At 43.3% G+C, this 25149-nt stretch carries 19 protein-coding genes; 16 read left to right on the top strand and 3 right to left on the bottom strand.

The genetic code is table 11. The features are described from left to right. Positions 1–234: 234 nt before the first annotated feature. The 10 genes from NSS77_RS02260 to NSS77_RS02215 all read left to right on the top strand — a co-directional run bounded on the left by NSS77_RS02260 (position 235) and on the right by NSS77_RS02215 (position 9794). Positions 235–1140 carry a C40 family peptidase gene (locus NSS77_RS02260; protein WP_342470204.1) on the top strand — a complete coding sequence of 302 codons (906 nt, stop codon included), beginning with the start codon at positions 235–237 and terminating at the stop codon, positions 1138–1140. 360 nt (positions 1141–1500) lie between these two features. Next, entirely contained in the window at positions 1501–2955 is a 1455-nt protein-coding gene (locus tag NSS77_RS02255) for an N-acetylmuramoyl-L-alanine amidase (protein WP_342470203.1), read from the top strand. Between the two features lie 794 nt (positions 2956–3749). Further along, a complete protein-coding gene (locus NSS77_RS02250) occupies positions 3750–3908 on the top strand; it encodes a hypothetical protein (protein ID WP_342470202.1) in 159 nt (52 codons plus the stop codon). Between the two features lie 47 nt (positions 3909–3955). After that, positions 3956–4114, top strand: a complete 159-nt coding sequence (locus NSS77_RS02245; RefSeq protein WP_342470201.1) for a hypothetical protein — start codon at positions 3956–3958, stop codon at positions 4112–4114. 99 nt (positions 4115–4213) lie between these two features. After that, on the top strand, positions 4214–4423 hold the full coding sequence (locus tag NSS77_RS02240; protein WP_342470200.1) for a hypothetical protein: 210 nt from the start codon (positions 4214–4216) through the stop codon (positions 4421–4423). 356 nt (positions 4424–4779) lie between these two features. Next, entirely contained in the window at positions 4780–4977 is a 198-nt protein-coding gene (locus tag NSS77_RS02235) for a hypothetical protein (protein WP_342470199.1), read from the top strand. A 181-nt stretch (positions 4978–5158) separates the two neighbouring features. After that, on the top strand, positions 5159–6583 hold the full coding sequence (locus NSS77_RS02230) for an MBOAT family O-acyltransferase (protein WP_342470198.1): 1425 nt from the start codon (positions 5159–5161) through the stop codon (positions 6581–6583). A gap of 5 nt (positions 6584–6588) precedes the next feature. Next, positions 6589–7770 (top strand): DHHW family protein, encoded by a 1182-nt coding sequence (locus NSS77_RS02225; protein WP_342470197.1) that lies wholly within the window; start codon positions 6589–6591, stop codon positions 7768–7770. Between the two features lie 352 nt (positions 7771–8122). After that, a complete protein-coding gene (locus NSS77_RS02220; protein WP_342470196.1) occupies positions 8123–9454 on the top strand; it encodes an oligosaccharide repeat unit polymerase in 1332 nt (443 codons plus the stop codon). A gap of 55 nt (positions 9455–9509) precedes the next feature. Next, positions 9510–9794, top strand: coding sequence for a hypothetical protein (locus tag NSS77_RS02215; protein WP_342470195.1), 285 nt, complete (start codon positions 9510–9512; stop codon positions 9792–9794). A gap of 551 nt (positions 9795–10345) precedes the next feature. Here NSS77_RS02215 and NSS77_RS02210 read toward each other — a convergent pair. Further along, positions 10346–12256: an S-layer homology domain-containing protein gene (locus tag NSS77_RS02210; RefSeq protein ID WP_342470194.1), complete on the bottom strand. Its 1911-nt coding sequence runs from the start codon at positions 12254–12256 to the stop codon at positions 10346–10348. Positions 12257–12474: 218 nt separating this feature from the next. On the opposite strand from NSS77_RS02210, the gene NSS77_RS02205 reads away from it, so the two are divergent. The 5 genes from NSS77_RS02205 to murJ all read left to right on the top strand — a co-directional run bounded on the left by NSS77_RS02205 (position 12475) and on the right by murJ (position 20369). Then, on the top strand, positions 12475–14745 hold the full coding sequence (locus NSS77_RS02205; RefSeq protein ID WP_342470193.1) for an S-layer homology domain-containing protein: 2271 nt from the start codon (positions 12475–12477) through the stop codon (positions 14743–14745). A 180-nt stretch (positions 14746–14925) separates the two neighbouring features. Further along, positions 14926–16464 (top strand): S-layer homology domain-containing protein, encoded by a 1539-nt coding sequence (locus NSS77_RS02200; RefSeq protein ID WP_342470192.1) that lies wholly within the window; start codon positions 14926–14928, stop codon positions 16462–16464. Positions 16465–16594: 130 nt separating this feature from the next. Next, complete coding sequence (locus NSS77_RS02195; RefSeq protein WP_342470191.1) at positions 16595–17740, top strand: polysaccharide pyruvyl transferase family protein; 1146 nt, start codon at positions 16595–16597, stop codon at positions 17738–17740. Then, positions 17737–18837, top strand: a complete 1101-nt coding sequence (locus NSS77_RS02190) for a glycosyltransferase (protein ID WP_342470190.1) — start codon at positions 17737–17739, stop codon at positions 18835–18837. Before NSS77_RS02195 ends, NSS77_RS02190 begins: the two co-directional genes overlap by 4 nt. After that, a complete protein-coding gene (murJ, locus tag NSS77_RS02185; RefSeq protein WP_342470189.1) occupies positions 18834–20369 on the top strand; it encodes a murein biosynthesis integral membrane protein MurJ in 1536 nt (511 codons plus the stop codon). Before NSS77_RS02190 ends, murJ begins: the two co-directional genes overlap by 4 nt. A 65-nt stretch (positions 20370–20434) precedes the next feature. Here murJ and NSS77_RS02180 read toward each other — a convergent pair whose 3' ends face one another. Continuing rightward, positions 20435–22081: an IS1182 family transposase gene (locus NSS77_RS02180; protein WP_342470188.1), complete on the bottom strand. Its 1647-nt coding sequence runs from the start codon at positions 22079–22081 to the stop codon at positions 20435–20437. A gap of 592 nt (positions 22082–22673) precedes the next feature. On the opposite strand from NSS77_RS02180, the gene NSS77_RS02175 reads away from it, so the two are divergent. Beyond that, on the top strand, positions 22674–23261 hold the full coding sequence (locus tag NSS77_RS02175) for a TetR/AcrR family transcriptional regulator (RefSeq protein ID WP_342470187.1): 588 nt from the start codon (positions 22674–22676) through the stop codon (positions 23259–23261). Between the two features lie 146 nt (positions 23262–23407). Here NSS77_RS02175 and NSS77_RS02170 read toward each other — a convergent pair whose 3' ends face one another. Further along, positions 23408–24841, bottom strand: a complete 1434-nt coding sequence (locus NSS77_RS02170) for a S41 family peptidase (protein ID WP_342470185.1) — start codon at positions 24839–24841, stop codon at positions 23408–23410. Between the last annotated feature and the right edge of the window lie 308 nt (positions 24842–25149).

Here is a 25149-nt window from a genome sequence, read left to right as displayed (position 1 = left end):
CCTTGATTTCCTTTTAAAAAATATTATTTTTTTAATAGTAATATTACAAACGCATTACATTTTATCACTTTTTGTAAAACGGAATGTTGTTAAATGCGTTATTTTCTTCCTTAGACGTAATTTTTCTCAAAAATCGCAAAACAAATCGTTACATAAATGAAAAATCACTGGTCCCAAATTTATGGTAGTCTCGAAATAGATTGCGAAGTGAGGAAATTGAAGGAGGATTTGACAGTGAAGAAGCGATGGCTAATACCGGTTTTTGCATCTTTCATGATTTTTACATCACCCATCGTGGAAGCGGAAGCGGCAACTACACAAGAATTAGTAGCAACAGCAAAACAATACATAGGGGTCCCATATGTATGGGGCGGCACGACAACACAAGGATTTGATTGTTCCGGATTTACGCAGAAAGTATTCGCCGATTTGGGTTATCAAATCAACCGGACATCCGCAGCCCAATATACACAAGGCACGCCCGTTTCAAAAGCAAATTTGCAGGTTGGGGATCTCGTATTCTTTAATACGTCCGGAAATGACGTTTCCCATGTAGGGATTTACATCGGAAACAATCAGTTTATCAATTCTTCTTCAAGTAAAGGGGTCAGCATTGCTTCATTGGATAACAGTTACTGGAAGAGCCGTTATGTTGGAGCAAAACGCATCGTGGATTTCTCAAAAGCGGCTCCTGAAGTGAAACCGGCAGCGGTCGATTTCAGCTTTTATGCTTCTCGCGAGAAAGTGGCTTTGCGCTTGGCGGAAGGGTTGAGCCTTGATACTTCCAATACCAATTCGCCATTCGTCGATATCAAACCGACCGATTCAGTGGCTGGGGCCGCAACAGCCCTTCATCAATTGAAAATCTTTGAGGGGAATGAGCAAGGAAAATTCAATCCGAATTCTCCGATCACCCGCGCCCAAATGGCCAAAGTGCTCGTAGTGGCTTTCAACTTGCAACCGACTGGCAAAGCGGTGCAATTCCATGATGTACCTCAAAATCATTGGGCTTATGATTATATTACGATTTTGGCGCAGCATGGCATCACCATCGGAAAAGGCAATGGCTTGTACGGACCGAACGATTATGTGACGCTTACTCAGTTGGAGACTTTCTTAAGCCGCGCAACGAATCAATAATATAGGCATTTAAAGCGCCATAATGGCAAGAATTTCTGTAATTTTACAAGAGATTCTACAATTGATGCATTGCTCGGAAAGGGAGGGACAGTTCGCTTTCAAATGATCCCTTTCCCGCAGCAATGCTTCAATTTGGCTTGTTTGCGGAAAATTATTCCATGATTCATCCAAAGAGATTCCGATCCGTATAGAAACCAGCAATTTTTATCAACCGGAAAGAAAATTAACAAAAACTACTAATTATCTGTTGCTTTATCATTAAAAAATGAAAAATGCCTTTAAATCACATCAAAAAAGTGCTATTTTTGAAAATACCAGTTACTATTTTGTACGAATTTGGAAGGGGGAGTTGGAAACGAAATGTTTTTGAAAAAATTCGGCTTCTTATGTGCATTATTGTCGCTTGTAATGATGGCGGCATTCAGTACGGAAGCATCCGCGAGTCAACGGTTTGCCGACGTTCCTGCAACGCATGAAGCCTATCAACCAATCAATTATTTGGCGGATCGGGGCATCATTAAAGGCTATAACGAAAATGGAAAGCAAGTGTTCAAGTTATATAACTCTGTCACTCGTGGACAAGCCGCAAAAATGGTTGTGCTGGGTGCAGGTTATCAACCGCTGAAAGTTTCGCAATCTTCCTTTGTGGACGTCAATCCGAAAGCGGATCCTGAATTATCGGGATTTGTGGAAAGAGCGGCCAGTCTGGGGCTTTTCAATACTTCCAATAAACGGTTCAATCCGTATGCCCCGCTTACCCGTGGAGAAATGAGCATGGCGGTGGCAAAGGCATTCAAATTGGATGTGAACAAATATGCGTCTTATCCGTCGCCATTCTGTGATGTTCCAACCAACCATCCGTATTTTAAATATATAAATGCCTTATACTACAATGGAATTGCCCAAGGAAGCAACGGAAAATTCAATCCGGACAGCTATTTGACAAGAATGCAATTCTCCTTGTTGGTGGCACGGGCCATGAACGCCCAATTCCGTCTGGATGTGAAACCGGTGACGGGCCAAAATCCATGCCAGCATCAAACGGCTCCTGAAAGAACGGATACCATTGGACGCGCGACGGTGAATGATTTGAATGTCCGGAGTGCGGCGAATGCAAGTTCCTCCATTATCGGAAAATTGAATCGCGGCGATGAAGTGTACGTCATTTCCATTGATGGTTGGTGGGCCAAAGTGAACTATAAAGGTTCCGTCGGCTATGTGCATAAAACGTATTTGAAATTGATCAACCAAAGCGGAACGGCCGTGAAAAACCGGATCATCGTGATTGATCCAGGACATGGCGGAAAAGATCCGGGGGCAGTAAACGGCAGTTATGCGGAAAAACGCATCGCTCTGGCGGTGGCCAGCACGGTGAAACAAAAGTTGGAAAGAGATGGCGCGGTGGTGTATATGACGCGCGAAGGGGATACATATCCTACATTGCAGGATCGGGTGGATTTTGCTCAAGGGAAATATGCTGAAATGTTCGTAAGCATTCATGTCAATTCCTCATCCAGTTCCAGCGCCAAGGGAACGGAAACGTATTACAGCATTACCGCAAATGATAATGAACTCGAAGACAAAGCGCTTGCGACAAACATCAACAACGAGATTGTGAAGCAGGCGGATATGGTGAATCGTGGAGTGAAACGCGAGGATTATTACGTGATCCGCCACTCGGTCTTCCCGTCGGTGCTTGTCGAGTTGGGCTTCATTACGAATAATGAGGACCTCTCCAAACTGGTCAACAGCAACTATCAAGAGATTTTTGGAAACGCGATTTATCAAGGAATCGTCAATTATTATAGTAATTAATGTGGGTGGGCTGCCTGAAGAGATGAAAGCTTTTTGGGCGGCTCATTCTTTATATTGCTTTGGGATTGCGGGGGGAATTCTTTAGGGCAACAATGGGAAATTTGGCTTTGTAGCGGAATCAGTGCATTAATCCGCCATGCTGATGAGAAAATCCGCCAAACGAAAAATTGAGTCTTCATAAAAGAAGGAAATCCGCCAAATTTGGGAACAAATCCGCCATGCTGATGAAGAAATCCGCTAAACGAAAAATTGAGTCTTCATAAAAGAAGGAAAACCGCCGAATTTGGGAACAAATCCGCCATGCTGATGAAGAAATCCGCCAAAGTTCAAGGAAAATCCGCCAAACGAAAAATTGAGGCTTCATAAAAGAAGGAAATCCGCCAAATTTGGGAACAAATCCGCCATGCTGATGAAGAAATCCGCTAAAGTTCAAGGAAAATCCGCCAAACGAAAAATTGAGTCTTCATAAAAGAAGGAAATCCGCCAAATTTGGGAACAAATCCGCCATGCTGATGAAGAAATCCGCTAAACGAAAAATTGAGTCTTCATAAAAGAAGGAAAACCGCCGAATTTGGGAACAAATCCGCCATGCTGATGAAGAAATCCGCCAAAGTTCAAGGAAAATCCGCCAAACGAAAAATTGAGGCTTCATAAAAGAAGGAAATCCGCCAAATTTGGGAACAAATCCGCCATGCTGATGAAGAAATCCGCCAAAGTTCAAGGAAAATCCGCCAAATGAAAGATTGAGGCTTCATAAAAGAAGGGAATCCGCCAAATTTGGGAACAAATCCGCCATGCTGATGAAGAAATCCGCCAAAGTTCAAGGAAAATCCGCCAAACGAAAATTTAAGGCGTCGCAAAAGAAGCATACCCGCCGAATCAGTGCATCAATCCGCCATGCTGATGAAGAAATCCGCCAAAATCCAAGGAAAATCCGCCAAATGAAAGATTGAGGCTTCATAAAAGAAGGGAATCCGCCAAATTTGGGAACAAATCCGCCATGCTGATGAAGAAATCCGCCAAAGTTCAAGGAAAATCCGCCAAACGAAAAATTGAGGCGTCGCAAAAGAAGCATATCCGCCGAATCAGTGCATCAATCCGCCATGCTGATGAAGAAATCCGCCAAAGTTCAAGGAAAATCCGCCAAACGAAAAATTGAGGCGTCGCAAAAGAAGCATATCCGCCGAATCAGTGCATCAATCCGCCATGCTGATGAAGAAATCCGCCAAAATCCAAGGAAAATCCGCCAAATGAAAGATTGAGGCTTCATAAAAGAAGGAAAACCGCCAAATTTGGGAACAAATCCGCCATTCTAATGAGAAAATCCGCCAAAGTTCAAGGAAAATCCGCCAAACGAAAAATTGAGGCGTCGCAAAAGAAGCATATCCGCCGAATCAGTGCATCAATCCGCCATGCTGATGAAGAAATCCGCCAAAATCCAAGGAAAATCCGCCAAATGAAAGATTGAGGCTTCATAAAAGAAGGGAATCCGCCAAATTTGGGAACAAATCCGCCATGCTGATGAAGAAATCCGCCAAAGTTCAAGGAAAATCCGCCAAACGAAAAATTGAGGCTTCATAAAAGAAGGAAAACCGCCAAATTTGGGAACAAATCCGCCATTCTAATGAGAAAATCCGCCAAAGTTCAAGGAAAATCCGCCAAACGAAAAATTGAGGCGTCGCAAAAGAAGCATATCCGCCGAATCAGTGCATCAATCCGCCATGCTGATGAAGAAATCCGCCAAAATCCAAGGAAAATCCGCCAAATGAAAATTTAAGGCGTCACAAAAGAAGCATATCCGCCGAATCAGGGAACAAATCCGCCATGCTGATGAAGAAATCCGCCAAGTTCAAGGAAAATCCGCCAAACGAAAAATTGAGGCTTCATAAAAGAAGGAAATCCGCCGAATCAGGGAACAAATCCGCCATGCTGATGAAGAAATCCGCCAAAATCCAAGAACAATCCGCCAAACGAAAATTTAAGGCGTCACAAAAGAAGCATATCCGCCGAATCTGGGCATAAATGTCCCAATCCCATAAGAAAATTCGCTTATCAAAAACTGATCTGCCATTAATAAATCCAAATATGGAATGGCACTGGCCAAGACTTTCGTTTACAATGTACAAAGTAGAGAGAATTTGCGAAAAACACAGTTTATTGTCGATTTTCACGGAAAACAAATGCATAGTATTGGGGTAATACGATGGTATTTAGTAGCTTAGTGTTCTTATATTTATTTTTGCCGTTAGTCATTATCGCTTATTTCATTTCTCCAAAATATTTCCGCAATATGGTGTTGTTGATTGCGAGTTTGTTTTTCTATGCCTGGGGAGAGCCGAAATACGTTTTTTTGATGCTGATTTCCATTTTGGTGAACTATGTGATGGGGATTGTCATCGATCAAACGCCTCCTTCCGCGAAAAAGAAGCGGTTGTTGATACTGACGCTGATCGTCAATATTGCGATTTTGGGCTATTACAAATACGCGGGTTTCTTTATCGGCATATGGGAAGACCTGTTTCATGTCGACATTGAATTCGAGGAAGTTCCGCTTCCAATCGGGATTTCCTTCTATACCTTCCAAGCCATGAGCTATATCATCGACGTGTACAGGCAGGAAGTGAAGGCGCAGCGGAGCCTCACCGATTTGTCCCTGTTTATTTCCCTGTTCCCCCAGCTCGTTGCAGGGCCGATTGTGCGTTATCAGACGATTGCCGAGCAAATCAAGCGACGGATCATTAAAAATGAAGATTTAATGATCGGGACGCGCAGATTTATTCAAGGGTTGGCGAAAAAAGTGCTGATCGCCAATCCGATGGGGGCTGTGGCGGATTATTGTTTTGCCCTTTCCGGCGACAACTTGACGACGGGGACGGCTTGGCTGGGCATCCTGGCTTATACGCTGCAAATCTACTTTGATTTCTCCGGATACAGCGACATGGCGATCGGACTGGCGCGCATTTTCGGATTCAAGTTTTTGGAAAACTTCAATTATCCGTACATCAGCCAATCCATTACGGAGTTTTGGCGTCGTTGGCACATTTCGTTAAGCCAATGGTTCAGGGATTATGTGTATTTCCCGTTAGGCGGAAGCCGCGTCGATGCCCAATGGAAAGTCTACCGGAATTTGTTGGTCGTGTGGACTTTGACCGGATTTTGGCATGGTGCCAGCTGGACGTTCATGGCATGGGGGTTCTACTACGGCGTGTTGATCTGTTTGGAAAAATGGGTGGTCTTGAAATGGCTCGATAACATCCCCCGAGTGTTGCGCCATGTGTATGTGCTGTTGATTGTCATGATCGGCTGGGTCTTTTTCCGGGCGGATGATTTTGCTTATTCCTTTAATTACATCAAAACCATGTTCTTCTTGAAAGACGTTCCATTATATGATTATCGAACATTGCTGGTTCTGAATGATTATGGCCTTTATTATGTGGCGGGCATCCTCTTCTCAATCCCGGTTTATCAATGGTATGCAAAATGGAGTGAACAAAAAGCGCAAGAAAACAACGGCTTTTATGTGTCGCTCCGGATTGTCCAAACCGCTTACTATTTATTGATTGTGTTCATCGTGACGATGTTTTTGGTGAATTCAACGCATAATCCGTTTATTTATTTCAGATTCTAGGTGATATGATGAAAAAATTCGAATTGCTGTTGCCGATAAGTTTCTTCATCTTCATATTTGGCATGCTCATAGTGCACGTATGGATGCCGGACCGGGCAGTTTCCCAAATGGAGAACCGCAATTTGACAGTGCTGAATAAACGGCCCGGATTGGAACAAATATTTTCTGGGGAATATTCGAAGCATCTTGAGGACTATTTCACCGACCAGTTTCCAAAGCGGGACGGCTGGATCAGAGAATACGTGCTGTTGCAAAGACATATGGGGAAATTGTATTTGAACGATAAATATTATCTTGCCGGAGATGGCTGGATTGCTGTATCGCCGGTGGTGGAAGTGGAGGAAGAAGCTGTCGAGAAGTTCGTTGATGAATTGTCCGGGCTTTCCCACGATTTGGCACAAGCCGGCATCCCGTTCACGTATTATTCATTCCCAGCCAAAGCCACATATATTTTGAAAGCTCCCGAGTTCATGCCAAAAGATGTGGGGCAGGAACAAAACCGGAAAGTTCATGAGCTGTTGAAGGAACGAAATGTAGATGAAGTTCGTCTAATGGATTATATGGATCCATCCATTCCTGTGGAAGAAATGTATTATAAAACGGACCACCATTGGACGATGAGAGGGGCGTATGCGGCATATGAAGCGTTGATTGGCACGTTGAGCGAACGGATGGACGAATCTTTGTCCCCGTTCCCTTATGATGAGCGGAATACCGTATGTTTGAAAAATGAATTTTTAGGTTCTTGGAACAAAATCTTGGCGATGACGGTGGAAAATGATGATCATGTTTGTTACAATGAACCAATTGATTTTTCAGAGATATTGACCATTTATGAAAGAACGGCCACGAGGGAATATCAGGCGGATGTGGACAAGCTTTACGGAATCGCCAAAACTTATGAGGAATCAAGACCGGTCGAATACAGCGAGGGATACAGCCGCGATTTGATCGAATTGAATATCTATAATCAAAAGCCCCAAGTGGACAAGCATTTGGTGGTGATCAAGGATTCCTATTTCAACCCGATCCAACTGCTGGTGGCATCCCATTTCCGCCGGTTGACCATCATTGATTTACGCTATTTCGATAAACCTTTGATCGACTATTTGAAGGAAATTCATCCGGATTATGTCCTATTGGCCTATAATGACCGGAACCTGAATGTTTATCTAAAAAATGAATAAATTGTCCGGCGGTACGTTTTCATAATCCGGGATCCTTGGCCCATACTGAAACTATCGCCGGAATGGGATGAAATGTTTCTCCAATTCCGAATTCTGACCGGGGAATTGCGTTGCGGTTTCAAATCATGTAAAATGCATGAATGTGAATGAGGTTAGTGAGTAGGTGATTTGATTTTGGCGCTTTCTCCGCGCCAAATCCAATATGGAATCTATTGATTTTTTAATAGAAATGTTTAATTTCATGGCGCTATCTTGTGCTATAATTACCTTTGATTTGCTGAAATAATAAAATACATAATGAAGAGAGGGAAAGGAAGAGCATCTGCAGGGAAATCGATGTTCGGGAAGTTATATGAAAGATAGGATAAAAGCGACGATTAACAATATAAATAAAATAGATACGTTCTCGCCATATTTCTTTTTGCCGTTTATTTTGATGGCTTACTTCGTCGTCAGTTTGTTTGATTTTTGGCGGTTCGATTTATTCAATGTGAGAAAATCGATTTGGCCGGCCGTGATTTTGTCGGTGGTTTGCTATTACATCGGCGTTTATGTGGTGGATCGCAAAAAATGGACATTGCCGACGTTCGGGTTGTCCAAGTTGAGCAAATATATCGTCCATTTTGTGGTGCTGTTGACGGCCATCGGATTGGTGGCGTATGTGATGATGATCGCCCAAGGGATGATCGGGCTTGAAGACGAGTCCGTGCGCCGGAATTTGGACCCGAAATTGAATTTCTTCAGCCACTTGTTGTGGTACGGGGTATTGCTGCTTCTTTCTTATAAAATGATCAAAGAAGAAACGATGACGTGGAAAAAGGCGATTGTGTACGCCATTTTATTTGCTGTGGTCATGTTCCTGTTTTTATTGATGGGATATCGGACACCATTGGCATTGATGTTGTTTACAGGCATTATTGTATTTCATTATGTGGTGAAACGCGTCAAACTGACTTGGTTCTTGACATTCCTCGCCGTTGTGGCCATTTCCTTTGCATTGTTCGGGTTTGTGCGCGTGTTGATGGAAGATACGTCCAAGGAATTCAACATGCGGGATCAACCGGATCGTGAGCATTTGGAAGAAGAAGAGCTGGAGAAATTATTGACAGCTGAACAGCGCGTCAATGCGACGCCAAAATGGATCTTGGCATTGAACGGCGAAATGGTCACTGGCCATATCGTGTTGAGTAAAATCATTGAGTATACTGAAAAAGAAGGCTATCTCAAAGGAGAAATCCATAAAGGCATTTTCAGTACCGTCTTGCCGGGAGAACAAATTTCTCCGCGCATGAAAGTGACAGAAGTGGTGAACTCATTAAGCGTGGAAGAAGGAAAATACATCACCCGCCCAGGCAGAACGACAACGCCGACGTTTATCGGCCAATTGTTCCTGGATGGGGGATATGTGCTCGTGGCCATTGGCTTCCTGCTCTATGGAGCCATCGTATCCTTGCTTTATAATAAAATGAAACAAGCCGGAGTGAAAAGTTTCCATACAATCGCATACGCGTTTGTCATCACCTTGTTTACCGTTTCGATTCATACCGGATTGTTGGATTTGATCTTCATCCTGATGCTGGGATTTGTGATTCTTGCTTCTGCAATCAGTAAGACGGAGAAAGCGGAAGTGGGAATTGGCGCGGAGGCTTCTCTTGGAAGCACAAGAAGTTTATATGGGAAATGATGAAGTTTGAAATTGAGGCACCTTTCGAATGAAGCGATTCATTCGGGGGTGTTTTTTGTTTGGGAAAAATTTAAGGGGCGCTTTTTTACATGGTATATGCGAGCGAGGGACGGTATCTAAGCGAGATTGGGGATTATGTGAGCAAGCACGGGTGGTATCCGAGCAAGAGGGGATGCCATCCGAGCAAGAGAAGAAGTTATCCGAGCAAGAGAAGTTGCCATCCGTGCAAGAAGAGGAGTTATCCGAGCAAGCAGTGGTCGTATCCGAGCAAGCGGGGATGCCATCCGAACATGCGAAGAAGCCCATCCACCCCAAAGAGTTCCCCATCCGCACGAAATAAGAATGTATCCACACCAAAGAGCCCCCCATCCGCACGAAAAAAGAATGTATCCACACCAAAGAGCCCCCATCCGCACGAAAAAAGAATGTATCCACACCAAAGAACTCCCCATCCACACGAAATAAGAATGTATCCACACCAAAGAGCCCCCCATCCGCACGAAAAAAGAATGTATCCACACCAAAGAGCCCCCCATCCGCACGAAAAAAGAATGTATCCACCCCAAAGAACTCCCCATCCGCACAAAAGAAGAATTCCTCCACCCCGAATCCCCCGCATAGCAAAAGCGAATCCCCCGCATAGCAAAAGCGAATCCCCCGCATAGCAAAAGCGAATCCCCCGCATAGCAAAAGCGAATCCCCCGCATAGCAAAAGCGAATCCCCCGCATAGCAAAAGCGAATCCCCCGCATAGCAAAAGCGAATCCCCCGCATAGCAAAAGCGAATCCCCGCATAGCAAAAGCGAATCCCCCCTCACTCAACCAAATCCCCATAACCCCCCTCAAAACAAAAAAAAAGCACCTGGCTATTGCCAGGCGCTTACACCAATCATTATTTCACAGTATCCAAAATATCGACGTACTGTGCACTTACGTAGGCCACTTTATGGTTGCGGCTGTCCGGGATGATTTCGTACCATCCGCTTGAAACAAGGTTGGTGCTTGAAATCAACACTGGGAGCATTGAACGGTTATATCGGTAAATAGCAGGGAAACTTGTGGATGCGCCCGTCCGGACATTCAATCCCGTCGTATTTGTTAATCCGACTTTATAACCTTTATTCGCATCTTTGGCGCCCAAGTATTTATCCGCACGGTAGTAATGTCCTGCCGCTTTTGCGCCCCAATACGGATCGGATGCGTATTTCACGTTGAATCCGATGCGTTTTGTTCCAAATACAGCACCGTGGGCAAAGGAAGCATTGGCCGGAATATAGTTTTTCCACCAGAATTGATCCATCAATTCACGGATGCTTGCTTCCGGGGATGCGAATTCTTTTTTCAATGGATTTGTGTCATAGACGTACAAACCAAACAAGTTGTTGTAATTTTGCGCATAATCGCTCATTCCAAAATCGCTTTCATGGAAGGCGAGCGCCAAAATCATCATGGCGTTGACGCCGTATTCTTCTTCAAAGGCTTTCAACTTTTTCCCTAAACCGATTAATTTACTTTTCTTCGAAGCGTTCGTATAGCGTCCGCCTTGTTTTTCCCGCTCTTTTAATGCGTAGTCGATATATCTGTCCAATTCATCAGCTGTATATTGGGTTTTCGTATGAACAGGAAGGAACTGATAATAGTTGTAATATGTAAATTTTTCCTCACCTGTATAGAACGTGATGCCATCCCAGCTGTAATACTTGACGCCGGCTCTCATTTGGCTTGGCGCTTTGCCGAACGTATAACTTGCCGTTTCTTTGCCGGTTTGCGGATTCACCAAGACATGCACGATTTCTCCGCCCACATTTTTATAATAGTTGCGGCCTTTTGACAAGGTGTAAGGGTACAACGTCAATGTGTTTGCATCCACATAGCCCACTTGGCCGGCCAAATCCACTTTCACTTTATTTCCTTCCGAACCAAGATATTGCATTTGTGATCCGGTCGCCACGCTGACTTGATCCCCGATTGTTTGGGAGTTCAACACGCTGTAAGCTTTCGCCACTGCGAAACCGGCACCTGGATACATATAAACGATGTTGCCGTTTTTCGTAATGACTTGGTTGCTATTTTGAACGCTCGGCTTGATGGCATTAAAATCATAGGATTTTGTGTTGGTTGCCGCCAGCGTTCCATTTTGGATCACGCTTAATTCATATGGGCCGAAATTGATCGCCTCTTGGTTTCCAGCCACTTCCATCATCCGAATAATAAATGTGGCTGCTTGGGCAACTGTTGTGTTTTTTAATGGATGAAAATACACGCCATCTTTTTCGGTAGACCCTTGGATAATCCCTTTTTCCGCCCCGGTTGCGACAGCGGAATAATAATCCTTGTAGATTTGATTTTTGTCTTTAAAGGTCAAATCTTTCGCTGTGCTTGTAGGAATCTTCAAATATTTCATCGCACGCTCAATCATGACCGCCATATGTTGGCGTGTGATCGGATCATTCGGTTTGAATGTGCCGTTTTCATATCCCGTCACGATTCCGGCTGATGCGGCTTTTTGAATATCCTGATAATATTTGTTGTTTGACGGCACGTCGCTGAAAGAGATCGGATCCTTTCCATTCGACAATCCGATGACTCTTGAAATGAATGCCGCGAATTGAGCCCGTGTCACCGTCGCATTCGGGTTGTATTTCCCATTCTCGTCCGGCGTCAAAGCCCCTTTCGAAATCAGATAGCGCAGCGAACGTTCATGATAGTTGCCAGTCACATCATCCGCCGCTTCCACCTGGTTGATGGAAAAGAGCGAGAAAACCAGCAAAATGGTAAACATCATTCCTACTAATTTTTTCATCTTCCTCCTCCTCTCTATTTCCAATACTATCAAAATATTACTAAGTTATTAAGGGGTGAATTGATATAAATGAAATAGAAATATTATGAAAATAGCAGGGTAGAAAGTAGTGTTTTTGAATTCTCTTATTTTATCTTCCTCTTTTATAGTTTAATATGGTTTAATGGAAAAAGATGAAAAGGGAGGAAGGTGAGTGCTCTTTTTTTGAGCGAGAGAGAATGAAAAAAGTATTATCAATTGTTTTCGCATTGTTGCTATTGATCGGGACTGTAGCACCAGTACAAGCGGCCCGAACGGTCAATGAGCAATATCCGGTTTCTTCCGGAGTGATGTATAGCCAATATACATACAAAGACAGCTATACGAATGTGATCAATCATCTATCAATCAATTTGAATGATTCATATACGAAAGTCGATGTTGGATTGCCAAGCGCCTATAATAAACGGGAAACGGTGCTGGCCATCGCAAACCGCGATTCCCGAGACGGAAATCGGGTGGTCGGTGCGATCAACGCGGCATTTTTCAATATGAGCACGGGCGTTCCCGCATTTTTGATTGCGAAAAATAACCGCATCATCAACGGCGGTCTTGTGTCGGAAGGCGCGGATCAATACATGAACGTTCCGACGGCATTCGGCATCGGTAAAAATGGACAAGGCATCATCGATTATTTTGATATGAAAATTACAATGTCGACCAACGGCAGCACTTATGATCTTTCTGGAATGGACCGTGTCCGCAACGCCAATGAAGTCGTGGTTTATACACCAAATTATTACCTCGGCTATACGAACAACAATGAATATGGATTCGACGTAATCATCGAAGGCGATCAACCGGTGGGACCCATCTATTTTGGCGATACCATTTCAGGAAGGGTCAAAGAAATCGCCCCTTATGGACAAACGAAACATGCCATTCCGAAAAACGGATTTATTCTGTCTGTTCAGGGAGGCTCACCATACAGCAAAACTTTCTCCAATTTGCAAATCGGACAGCAAATCAGCGTGAATTTTGATATCGACGCCCAATGGAAAGATGCGCAATTCATCCTTGCTTCAGGGCCATTCTTGGTGCGTGACGGCAAACCGTACATCATGATGAGCACTTCTTCCAGCCGCGCAAGAGAAGTGGCTCCAAGAACGGTTGTGGCGTTAAGCAAAGATAAGAAAACGGTCCATTTCATTACGGTGGATGGAAGACAGTCCCACAGCAAAGGAATGAATATGACGCAACTGGCCAATTATTTGGTCTCTTTGGGCGTGGATACAGCCATCAACCTGGATGGCGGCGGCTCCACAACGATGGGGATCCGGAAATATGGAAGCAATGATGTTGTTCTGATCAATAAACCATCGGGCGGTTCTCCGCGTGCGGTCCATGCCATTTTGGAAGCGATCAGCACCGCACCATTGGGAGAAGCGAAAACACTCAAATACTCCCGCACGAACGTAGGTACAATGCTTGTCGGAACAAGTTCGACGGTCAACGTCCAATATGTATTGGATGAATACTATAATCCGCTTCCGCTTGCTTCCGATTCTATCAGTCTTGCATCCCAAAACAAAACTTTGCAGGTGAACGGCACGACATTTACAACAACGAAAGCGGGAGAAGACCGGATTTATATCATGTATAAAGGAAAAGTCCTCCAATCCTTCCCTGTGACCATCGTGGATGCCCCAAGCTCCATGACGATCCAAGGGGCCAAGGAAGTCACAGTGGATGAAACGCAAAACTACACGGTGAATGCAAAAGATGCGGAAGGGAAAACACTCATCTATAACGCCAATCAAGTGAAATGGTCGGTGGAAGGAAACATCGGCACAATCACTTCTTCCGGCCAATTTAAGGCGACAAATCCGGGCAGCGGAAAAATTGTTGCGACATTGGGGTCAAAATCGGTTTCCATGGCTGTGCAAGTGAAGGACAAATCCATCTTCAAAGATGTGCCTTCAAATTACCGATACTACAACGAAATCGAATACAGCGCCAAAAATAATATCATCACAGGTTACAGCGATGGCACATTCAAACCGAAAGAAAACATTTCCCGAGAGCATGCGGCCGTCATTTTGGCGAGAGTGCTCAATTTGAATACAAACAATGTCAAAGATCCAAACTTCAAAGACGTTCCAAAAACGCATGTTTACTACAAACAAATTGCCGCGGTGGCAAATGCAGGCATCATGAGCGGGAAAGAAAACGGCACATTTGATCCGAAAGGGAAATTGACCCGCGCCCAAATGGCCAAAATCATTTCCGAAGCCTTTGAATTGGATCATACGAAAGTGCAAACAGCCAGCTTGAATAACCAAAAAATCAGTTTTGCCGATGTTCCGTCCCAACACTGGGCCGTTTCCTACATTCAAGCATTGGCATATCATAACGTAACAACCGGATACCAGGACGGCACATTCAAACCGAATGAAAACATCCGCCGGGAACATTTCGTTCTGTTTGTTTACCGCGCGATTCATCTGTAACATCCTATGCTCTCCTCTGCTTTTAGCGGAGGAGAGTTTTTTATTTGCAAGAAAATGCGTTGGAAGGGCAACATTGGCATTATTAAAACGGACTGACAATGCTGCCAACCGAACATGGGTGTACAAACTTCCGATTCAAGCCTATAATGGAGCCTTGAATGAAACTAAGGGAGAAGAATAATGAAGAAAATTTTATCGACCATCTTATCAATGATACTCATCCTATCTTTTGCGGTTCCGTCCTATGCGCAAACATTCCGGGATGTTCCAAAAACCCACTACAATTATTCGGACATCGAATATTTGGTGGATAAGGGGGCCATTGATCCAGCGGCAACATTTGCCCCTGCCGATACGGCGACCCGTATGGATGTCATCGTCATGCTGGCGAAGGCGTTAAAATTGGATAATACGCCTAAGGCAACCGGCTTCAAAGATGTGCCGAAAAGCCATAAATACAGCGGCTATATTTATGAGGCAACGAAAGCCGGAATCATCAACGGGTATCCGGACGGCACATTCAAACCGGACCAAAAAGTGACCCGTGGCCATATGGCAGCCTTCATCGCCCGGGCTTACAAATTGCCGAACGGGACGCAAACTTTCAAAGATGTGCCAAAAGGGCATACGGCTTATGAAGCGGTCAAACAATTGGCCAAAGCGGGCATTACGACAGGATACACCGACGGCACATTCAAACCGCAAAACAACTTGACGAAAGCCCATTTGGCGACGTTTGTAGCCCGGGCTGTCCGTTACAAAGAAACCGGTTCAACCGTATTAAAAAATATGAAAGTCCATTTCCTTGATGTTGGACAAGGGGATTCCATCCTGATTCAAACGCCAAATGGCAAAACCATATTGGTGGATGGCGGTCCAAAATCGGCAGGGGATGAAGTGGTCGCGTATTTGAAATCATTGAAAATCAATACGCTTGACTATGTCGTTGCGACCCATCCGGATGCCGATCATATCGGCGGCTTGCTCGACGTATTGGCCGCATTCCAAGTGGAACACTTTATCGACAGCGGGAAAGTGAGCGCAACAGACACGTATATTGCACTATTGAACGCCGTCAAAAATGAAGGATCCGATTACCGTCAATCGGTCATGGGCGAGTCTTTAACCATTGATCCATCATTAAAAATCCAGGTGCTCAATGTGAATGCCTATGCGGAAGAGACGAATGAGGCAAGCATCGTATTAAAAGTGTCTTATCAGGATGTGGATGCGCTGTTGACAGGGGATGCGGACACAGCCATCGAATCGCAAATGATGGCGAAATACAATGTGGAATCGGAAATTTTGAAAGCGGGGCATCACGGCTCAAGCACAAGTTCAAGTTTGGCGTTTTTGCGCGCGGTGAAGCCTGAAACGGTCATCCTCAGCTACGGCGAAGGAAATTCATACGGCCATCCGAACAGCGGCGTGTTGAGCAATATAAAAACGGTCGGCGCCAAAGCATACAGCACGGCGGCAAGCGGCAATATTGTCATCACATCGGACGGCTATTTGTATACGTTGAATGCGAAACCGTTTGAAAACACCTCCCAAACAACACAGAACAATAATCAATCCACTGTCGTGCCGGGAGCACCGTCAAGTTTTGCCAATTGTACAGAGATGCGGAAGTATTATCCGAACGGGGTTCAATCCGGCCATCCCGCCTACCAGGCTAAAATGGACCGGGACAACGATGGATGGGCATGTGAAAAATAGTTTGAAAAAACCAGGTCAACAATGGCCTGGTTTTATTATTTGATGGTATTAGGCTTGTGGCAATTTTTATGTTATTCTATACAACGGAATGCTATAATTGTTCATTATAACAACAAAAGGATGTAGGTTCATGAAAATCGGAATCGTAGGCAATTACGGTAATGATAATAACGGGGATGAATCGATTTTGCTCAGCATCATCATGCAGCTGGAGCAGGTGTTCAACGTTTCCCGTGACGACATTATTGTATTCAGCAACAACACGCAGCAAACGAGCGAACAATATGGAGTCAAAAGCTATCCATTATACTATAAAAGCAAAAATTTATATAAAACTTTTTACACTACATACCAATCCAATAAAAAATATGTTTCGAAATGCGATCTGCTCATCATTGGCGGCGGCGGCATATTGATGGATTTTTACCGCCGGGAAGCCCACCTTTACAGCACCTATGCGTTGATGGCCAAAAACGCGAAAGTGCCGTACATCGTGTATGGATGCGGTGCGGGCCCGCTTGATACCATCTCAGGCCGTCTGATGATCCGATTCATGTGCAAACATGCTTCCAATATTTCGGTGAGGGATCCCGAATCGAAAACGTTATTGGAAAAAATCGGCGTTAAAAAAGAAATCAAAGTCATCGGCGACCCGGCCTTCACTTTATACCATCCGAAAGCCGGTTACCGGGAGGAGCCGATGGAAGTGGCGGTTTCCTGTGTGCCCATGTATAACGCGAACTACTGGCCATATGGCGACGTCGATAAGTATGAGAATTACGTGTCAGGGATGGCGAAAAATTTGGACCACTTGATTGAAAAGGAAAATGTCAACATCACCTTTTTCGCCACCAAATATCCTCAAGATGTGTATGTGACGAAAGATATCCAGAAGAAAATGAAGCATCAAGCGAGGACAACCATCATTGATGAAAACTTGAAGCCGCAAAAATTATTGGAGCTGGTGAGCAAGTATGATGCGGTGATTGGCACACGGTTGCATTCATTGATTATTGCGACCTGTTCCGCAACACCGGTGATCGGCATTTCCTATCATCCGAAAGTGACCAATTTTATGAGATTGACCGGCATCGAAAACCGCTGTCTTGCCCTTGAAGAGATCGAAACGGATGACATGATTTTATATCGCGCCTTTCATGAACTCCACAAGAATTGGAAAGAGGTTGTGGATGAAACGAAAACCATCGCCCGAAAGGCATATGAAGAAGCGAGCAAAGGCAAAGAATTGATGATGAAGGCAGTGAAGGACAAATGAAAAAAGTGTTTGTAATCAGCAATATGTATCCTTCAAATGAACATCCGTCATTTGGCATTTTCGTCAAAAATCAGGTGGAAGCGCTGAAAAATGAAAACATGGACGTCATTGTTGCCGCAAACCAAGATCCGAGAACGGGCAAGAAAAACACCTTATTGAAATACGGCAAATGGGCGAAAGAGGTTCTTGGGAAAGCGTTGAAATATAAAAAGGACATTTCCGTTACCCATGCCCACTATGTATTCCCGTCCGGCGTCTTTTCATTGATGATGAAAAAGTTGTTCAATATCCCGTATGTCGTCACTGCCCATGGCGGCGATATTGAGCGGATGGCGAAGAAAAGCGCCATCATCCGCAATTGGACGGAGAATATTTTGCGGGAAAGCAGCCATGTCATTGCCGTGGGACCGGTGCTTGCCGAGCAAATTGAAAAGGAATATGGCATTCCGCGGGAGAAAATCCTCGTTTGCAGCATGGGCGTAAACCGCAAACAATTCAAGCCCGGCAACAAGGAATCGGCGAGAAAACAATTGCAGCTGGATGAAGATGCCTTTATCTACTTGTTTGTTGGCAATGTCATCAGACAAAAAGGCGTGGAAGAGCTGCTCATCGCTTTCCAGCAAGTGAAAAAGGCGTCGGATCGAAAAATCAAGCTTGTCATTATCGGTTCTCAGCGGGATACGAATTTCGTCAACAGTCTAAAACCATTAGTGGATGAAGATGTGCTGATGGTCGGGCCAATGAAGCAGCAGGAGCTTGCGACTTGGTATCAGGCAAGCGATGTGTTTGTGTTGCCTTCCCATTTGGAAGGGTTCGGGCTGGTTGCCCTGGAAGCCGTCGCGACAGGAATTCCTGTCATTGCATCGGATGTCGGTGGACTGACGTATTTGCTCGGGGACGGAGCCGGCCGTCTGGTGGAACCGGAAAATCCGAATGCCCTGGCGGATGAAATGTTGAAAGCTCTGACGACTCCAAAAGAACAATATGTGAATCAGGAAGCATGCGAAAGGATTTTGCATATCCATGATGCGGATGAGATCACGAAACGGGTCATCAGGCTGTATGAATCTGCGGTCAACGGAGGTTCGGGCTTATGAATAAATTTTTAAAAATCGTCGGAGCAGTAGCCATCATCAATATCGCAGCCCGGATTTTCGGATTTTTGAGGGAAATGGTTATCGGTTACCAATACGGATTTTCCTTCGCAGCCGACAGCATTTTTACGGCGTACATGGTGCCGAACTTCTTGTATTTGGTCGTTGGCGGCGCCTTTACAACGGCGGTCATTTCGTTGTATACACGAAAAACAACCGACCAGGCGGAATTTGTCAAGCAGTCCTTCACGATTGTGTTGACATCCGGAATCGTCATGACGGCGGTCGTGCTTCTGTTCACCGATCCACTTATCAAGGAGTTATACGAAAACAACAAAGAAATTACACCGGAAGCCATTGAGTTGACGAAGCATTTGTTTTACTGGATGATGCCTTCATCAATTTTCTTGATTCTTGCTTCGTATTACAGCGGTTTATTGAATGTTCATAATAAATTTCATTTATCCAGCTTTTCCATCTTGATTTATAATGTCGCCTTTTTGGTCATCGCGGTCGGCCTATCTTTCTTCATCGGGCCAATCGCTTACGGGGTCAGTGCGATGGTCAGTGCGGTGATCATGATTTATTTCCTGATTGCCGGCTATCGCAAGCTGAAATCCCATCCGATCGGCATCTCCTTTAAGCGGGATATGACGACAAGGGATTTGTGGATCATGGTGGTGCCCATTATGATCGGCGGCGGAACGATCCAAATTTATGCGATGCTGCAACGTTTCTTTGCCCAGCTTCTGGGATTTGGGGAAAGCGCCATTTCCGTTGTCAACTATGCGTCGAGATTGACGCAATTCCCGCAAACCATTTTGATTACAGCGGTGACGACGGTCATCTATCCCATTTTAAGCCGGAAAGAAGCCGAAGATGATCATGAATCCATTCGGCACTTATACAGCAAAGGATTGCGTTATTTGGTCTTATTGATGGTTCCTGTATCCATCTTCGCCTATTTCTACGCGGAAAATATCATCCAAGTCATCTTTGAATACGGAAACTTTACTAAAGAAGGAACGAAATTGACGACGCCGGTGATGCAAATTTTCGTATTGTCCATGTTCTTCCTGGCGGCCAATACGTATATCACGCGATTCTATTATGCAAAAGGGGATTCCCTTGCACCGGTCATCTTCAGCATCATCAACGTGTTCATCGTCAACATTGCGGTGATGTATTGGATGGCGGACTCGACAGGCGTCGCTTCCATCGCTTGGGGTACGCTGATCAGCTCGATTGTGAACACGCTGTTATTGATCGTTTATGCGCGCTTCAAATACGATTTGAAAGTCGGCGGGGGACAGCCGTCCAAAGAGTCCATCAAACTGCTCATTCCACTTATTTTAATCGGGTGCATTACATATTTTTCAAGCAAATACCTGGTGTTTGATTATAAGTGGATCACCTTCCTTGTCGGATTAGTCATTTTCGGCGTGAGTACAATCGGATTGTTGAAGCTGTTCGGCATCCAAGAGGTGGAAGAATACTGGAATAAAATCAGGGGCAAATTGAAAGGGAATAAATGAATATTATAGCGGTATGAGGGGGGGACAAACTCCCCTCTAAAAAAGGGGCTGGGACAAAACTAGCTTCAAAATAGGAAAAAGGAGAATTTGAGCCAACTCAAATTCTCCTTTTTCCATTTCTCTCCATTATTTTTGGTCAGTTGATCTTTGTTGGCCGTGTATTTCCGTAAATTCACGGCCATTAAGGCAATCCCCATTTCATTTTCCACCTTCGATTTTCCTCGAACGGAAAATCGAGTGAAACGCAAATTAGCCTTCAAAAATCCAAAAACTGGTTCTACGTCTATTTTACGTTGACGGAAAATAGAACCAGCTTTTTCTTCTGAAAGCTTCGCTCTTACATATTCTTTTTGTTGTTCCCATTTTTCATTCACCATGACCTTTCGGTGATTGCCTTCCTTTGCTTTTGTGCATGATGAACGAAATGGACATCCTGAACAGTTTTCACATTCATAGATTTTCAATTCTCGTTTGAAACCAGTCTTATCTGTACGTACAGAACGATAACGGAAGGTTACTCGCTGCTGATTTGGACAAATGTAGGTATCACTTTCTTCGTCGTACATCCAATTGTCTGGATGAAATGGATTTTGTTTATATTTCTTCTTTTGTTCTTTCTCATACATGGTATATGGAATGAGTGCCTCACATTTTCGATTCGAAAGGATGTCTTCATAGTTTTGTTCACTACCATAACCAGCATCTGCGACAATATACTTTGGCAACGGAAAATAATCCTTTTCTATCTTATTCAAGAACGGAATTAATGTACGTGTATCAGTAGGATTTGGAAAGATGCTATAAGCTAGTGCGTATTGACCTTCTGTTGCGATTTGTACATTGTATCCAGCTTTCAATTGACCGTTTTTCATATAGTCGTCTTTCATTCGCATGAACGTCGCATCTTGATCTGTTTTGGAATAACTGTTCCGTTCCCCCAAGATGTCCAAGTCTTTTTGGTATTTTTGTTTTCGTAGAATGAAGTCTATTAATTGTTTGTACGCTTGTTTTGGATATTTTCGTTCGCTTCTTAATGCTTTTCGTTCTGTGGCATCGGGCGATGTTTCTATCTTTTGGTCATATTCCTTAATGACTTCATCGACTTGTTGCACCATTTGAGCGAGTTCTTCAACGGACAGTTCTCCCTCATTTTCCCGCTCCATTTCAGGGATGATTTCTTTTTCTAATAGTTCGTTGTATAACTGATTGGACTTTTCAATTAAGTTTTGGTTGTATTTTTCAATGGATTTCTTCCATACGAAAGTAAATTTATTGGCATTCGCTTCAATCTTCGTACCATCGATAAAAATGGCTTCTTGATCGATTAACTTTTCTTCCACCAGTTGGCAACGGAATTGGACAAAACATTGACGAATTAATTCTTTTACTTCCGGATGCACACGAAAACGATTGATCGTCCGATAACTTGGTTCATATCCTTGTGCCAACCACATCATTCGTATACTGTCCTTTAATAGCGCTTCCATTTTTCGACCTGAAAAGACAGACTGCGAATAGGCACACAAAATCATTTTTAGCATCATGCGTGGATGATAAGCAGGACAACCTGTATTTCGAAGAAACGGCAGGAAGGCTTCATCGGGAATACTTTCAACTAAATAGTGAATATGGAAGGCAATATCATTTTCTTGTAATTTTATTTCTAAATCTAGAGGTAAAACTAATTGATTCATGTTATAATATTTAAACATAAGGACCCTTCTTTCTGTTAGTTTTGGTGGTAACTTAATTTTAACAGAAGAGGTCCTTATTTTTTATTGAAAAAATGAAGAACAGCCCATGAAATTTCATTCCAACATTTCATGGGCTGTTTCCATATTAGAGGAGGGTTTTGTCCCAGCCTCCTTTTTCTTGAACCCGGTTTTCGCAGCCTCAATTTTTTATTGGATTATTCGTTCAAACCCAAGCATAATAATAAGAAATATAATATTTTATCAAAAAAATGTATTTACATCAAAAAAATACTATGACCTTTGTTAGCAAAATAATTGGAATGATGTTGTGAAGCATGATATTTTAGTATAGAGTAGAGAAATGCTGTTTAGGTCACATCCTAAATCGGCAAAAATTATCATTTATTTACAAATTATGTTAATCATTGCTCGTATAGTAGCAAAACTTTTAACCTAAAATAATATTTTGATAATTTATACTATTTACACTGTGTTTATAGTCAATTGACACTATTTTACCTACTTTTATGTTTGGATTTTGTAAAATTATGATAATATTATTTAGCGTAAACAGAATTTACTATATATGAAAATGCTGTGAAGAATATGGATGGGGGTAAGTACATTGCCTAGAGGTAGAAGAGTAAATTCGAGTGGTGAAAGAAGTAAAAAACTACTTCTAGAAAAGGCTACAGAATTATTTTCGAAAAATGGATATCATAAAACAAAAATTAGTGATATTGTGAAGTCTGCTAATTTGACACAGCCAACGTTTTATCTTTATTTTGAAAATAAAGAGTCATTATATAATGATTTGATCTCACAGTTTAAAAATAACTTCCTAGAAACAATCAACCGCATTCAATCGGAGGCTGATGAGGGAAATATCGTTGAAAATATACATAGAAATTTGACGATTCTGTTCCGTTTCTTTGAAAGTAACCCGCATTTAACCAAAATCGGTTACTATCAAACAGAAGAAGCAGACAAATTAAAAGAAAGATTTTCCGATCTGATCGAAGAAGTGTTGAAAGATCGGACAGAATTTGCCGATTATGATATCCGTATTGTTGCTCACAGCTTGGTTGGCGCCATCGAGCGTCTCACATTGACTTTGCTGTTTACAAAAGAAAGAGAACCGGAACAACTGGCTTCTGAAATCATCAACATGTATTTTGCGAGAAACTTCGTAAAATAGTGGTGAAATTTTTTGGAAGCGATCGTATAGAATGACTTCCCAATCCTTAAAAGTTCGAATACCGTGCTTTTTAAGGATTTTTTTTTTAACGATAAAAAGAGCCATATTCATTCAAGAATGAACATGGCTCGGTCAGGTGCCGGAAATTAATTGTTTCTTACTGTCACGCGCAAATAGGCCCCTTCTTTTAATGGATTGTTCTGTTTGTCCTTCAATGTTGGATGGACGAGAAGCATATACTCGCTACCTGCTGATAATGGCTGATTAGGCGTCACAATCAATTGATTGCCTTTTGTTGATAGAGAAACATCCACTTTATTTCCGCCCAATTCCACCAGCTCGACATCATTTCCATTGACTGGGCCCAATTGGCGGTTCAACGTGATTGTAAATGTTTTTGTTGTCGGCACATTCGTCAAAGCTTTCATCTCTTTATAGTTTGCGAGTTTTTCGGCAATGGCATCATAATGCGCCTGATAAAGCGGATCGGATTTCGTAATGATATCCGGTGTGATTCCGGTATTGCGGATCACGGTTCCATTCGGGCCGAAAAATTCGCCGATGGTCAGTTTTAATACACCATTGTCGGATAGTTCATAAAAGGCTTGCATCGTGCCTTTTCCGTATGTTTTTTCCCCGTAAATCACTGCCGCTTGATAATCTTTCAACGAGGCGACGGTCATTTCGGAAGCGCTGGCACTATAACGGTTTACAAGCACTTTCGTATGATTGTCAAAAATTCGTTGCGGCCCAACCAGTTTCACCAGCAAAGAGCCGTCGGAAGCCAGCTGGTATTTATTTCTTTCCCGGTCGTAATATAAATAATATTGGTTATTCACTTTGCTGTATTTCACTTTATAGGCATATTCCGTATTTTGGAATAAACCGATCAGATCTTCCGCCGCATCCACATATCCGCCGCCATTGTTTTGCAAATCGAGGATGAAGGAAGTGGCTCCTTGTTTTTTCAATTTGTCATACTCTTTTTTCACAAGCTCGGCAGCGTTTTCTGAGAAGGATTGGAGCTGGATGTAGCCTACATTTCCGTAAAGAAGCCGGCTTGCTGTATTCGGGATGGAGAAAGGTTTTCTTGTCAACGTTTTCTTCACCGTTGAACCATTGGCTTTCAACACTTCAACGGTCACTTTTGTATTCTCTTTCCCCAAAAGCAATGCCTGACCTTCCTCAACGGTTTTTCCTTGGAGGGAAACGGAATCCACTTTTGTGATAATATCTCCAGCTTCCAGCCCCTGTTCAAAGGCACTGCCGTCTTCGATCACATACGTAATCAACATGCCTTTTTCATGTTGGAGCATGACCACCCCGATTCCAACTTGTTTCATGTTCACCGTGTTCATAAAACTGTCATATTCTTCCTGTGTAAAATAGCTGGAATACGGGTCAAGCATATTAATGGCTTCATCAATGGTCGTTGCCTGATCGATGTTCCCTTTGATCTCGCCGTAATATTCACTTTTTACAATCCCTTTTATTTCTTGCAATACATTTGCTGCTTGTACATTCAACGGCAATAATAGAATGAAAAGCAGCATCGGGATGACTGAAAACCATTTTTTCATGTGGTACACCTCTACTTTCTGGATGTCTCTATTATAGCAATTGGAGCTGGATGATATAAACAGTTTCTGAGAGATTGATAGAATAATATTTTAATCGGTGAAGGGAAGGGATGGAGGAAGCATAGATGCCCTTCACATGTGGAAATGGAGTGCAAACTTGCGGCAAAGCATCGGAGAAACATTTTGCCGGCTTGATGGAAGAAACTGGAAGTGTATGTATCGTGCCCGACAAAACAAGGTTTTTCCTTTGTTACAACATATGTACATGAAAGACTAAATAAAACGAAAAGGGTAATGTTTTTGAAATA

The sequence above is a fragment of the Ureibacillus sp. FSL K6-3587 genome (assembly GCF_038593165.1).
In the GTDB taxonomy this organism is placed as follows: domain Bacteria; phylum Bacillota; class Bacilli; order Bacillales_A; family Planococcaceae; genus Ureibacillus; species Ureibacillus suwonensis.
Note: the sequence above shows the minus strand (reverse complement) of the source record. Positions and strands in the feature narration are given on the sequence as shown.

Bases quoted from the DNA above. Each gene is read 5' to 3' on its own strand.
- NSS77_RS02255 (WP_342470203.1), top strand. From the start codon at position 1,501: ATGTTTTTGAAAAAATTCGGCTTCTTATGTGCATTATTGTCGCTTGTA.
- NSS77_RS02250 (WP_342470202.1), top strand. From the start codon at position 3,750: ATGCTGATGAAGAAATCCGCCAAAGTTCAAGGAAAATCCGCCAAACGA.
- NSS77_RS02245 (WP_342470201.1), top strand. From the start codon at position 3,956: ATGCTGATGAAGAAATCCGCCAAAGTTCAAGGAAAATCCGCCAAACGA.
- NSS77_RS02235 (WP_342470199.1), top strand. From the start codon at position 4,780: ATGCTGATGAAGAAATCCGCCAAGTTCAAGGAAAATCCGCCAAACGAA.
- NSS77_RS02230 (WP_342470198.1), top strand. From the start codon at position 5,159: ATGGTATTTAGTAGCTTAGTGTTCTTATATTTATTTTTGCCGTTAGTC.
- NSS77_RS02225 (WP_342470197.1), top strand. From the start codon at position 6,589: ATGATGAAAAAATTCGAATTGCTGTTGCCGATAAGTTTCTTCATCTTC.
- NSS77_RS02220 (WP_342470196.1), top strand. From the start codon at position 8,123: ATGAAAGATAGGATAAAAGCGACGATTAACAATATAAATAAAATAGAT.
- NSS77_RS02210 (WP_342470194.1), bottom strand. From the start codon at position 12,256: ATGAAAAAATTAGTAGGAATGATGTTTACCATTTTGCTGGTTTTCTCG.
- NSS77_RS02205 (WP_342470193.1), top strand. From the start codon at position 12,475: ATGAAAAAAGTATTATCAATTGTTTTCGCATTGTTGCTATTGATCGGG.
- NSS77_RS02200 (WP_342470192.1), top strand. From the start codon at position 14,926: ATGAAGAAAATTTTATCGACCATCTTATCAATGATACTCATCCTATCT.
- NSS77_RS02195 (WP_342470191.1), top strand. From the start codon at position 16,595: ATGAAAATCGGAATCGTAGGCAATTACGGTAATGATAATAACGGGGAT.
- NSS77_RS02190 (WP_342470190.1), top strand. From the start codon at position 17,737: ATGAAAAAAGTGTTTGTAATCAGCAATATGTATCCTTCAAATGAACAT.
- murJ (WP_342470189.1), top strand. From the start codon at position 18,834: ATGAATAAATTTTTAAAAATCGTCGGAGCAGTAGCCATCATCAATATC.
- NSS77_RS02180 (WP_342470188.1), bottom strand. From the start codon at position 22,081: ATGTTTAAATATTATAACATGAATCAATTAGTTTTACCTCTAGATTTA.
- NSS77_RS02175 (WP_342470187.1), top strand. From the start codon at position 22,674: ATGGGGGTAAGTACATTGCCTAGAGGTAGAAGAGTAAATTCGAGTGGT.
- NSS77_RS02170 (WP_342470185.1), bottom strand. From the start codon at position 24,841: ATGAAAAAATGGTTTTCAGTCATCCCGATGCTGCTTTTCATTCTATTA.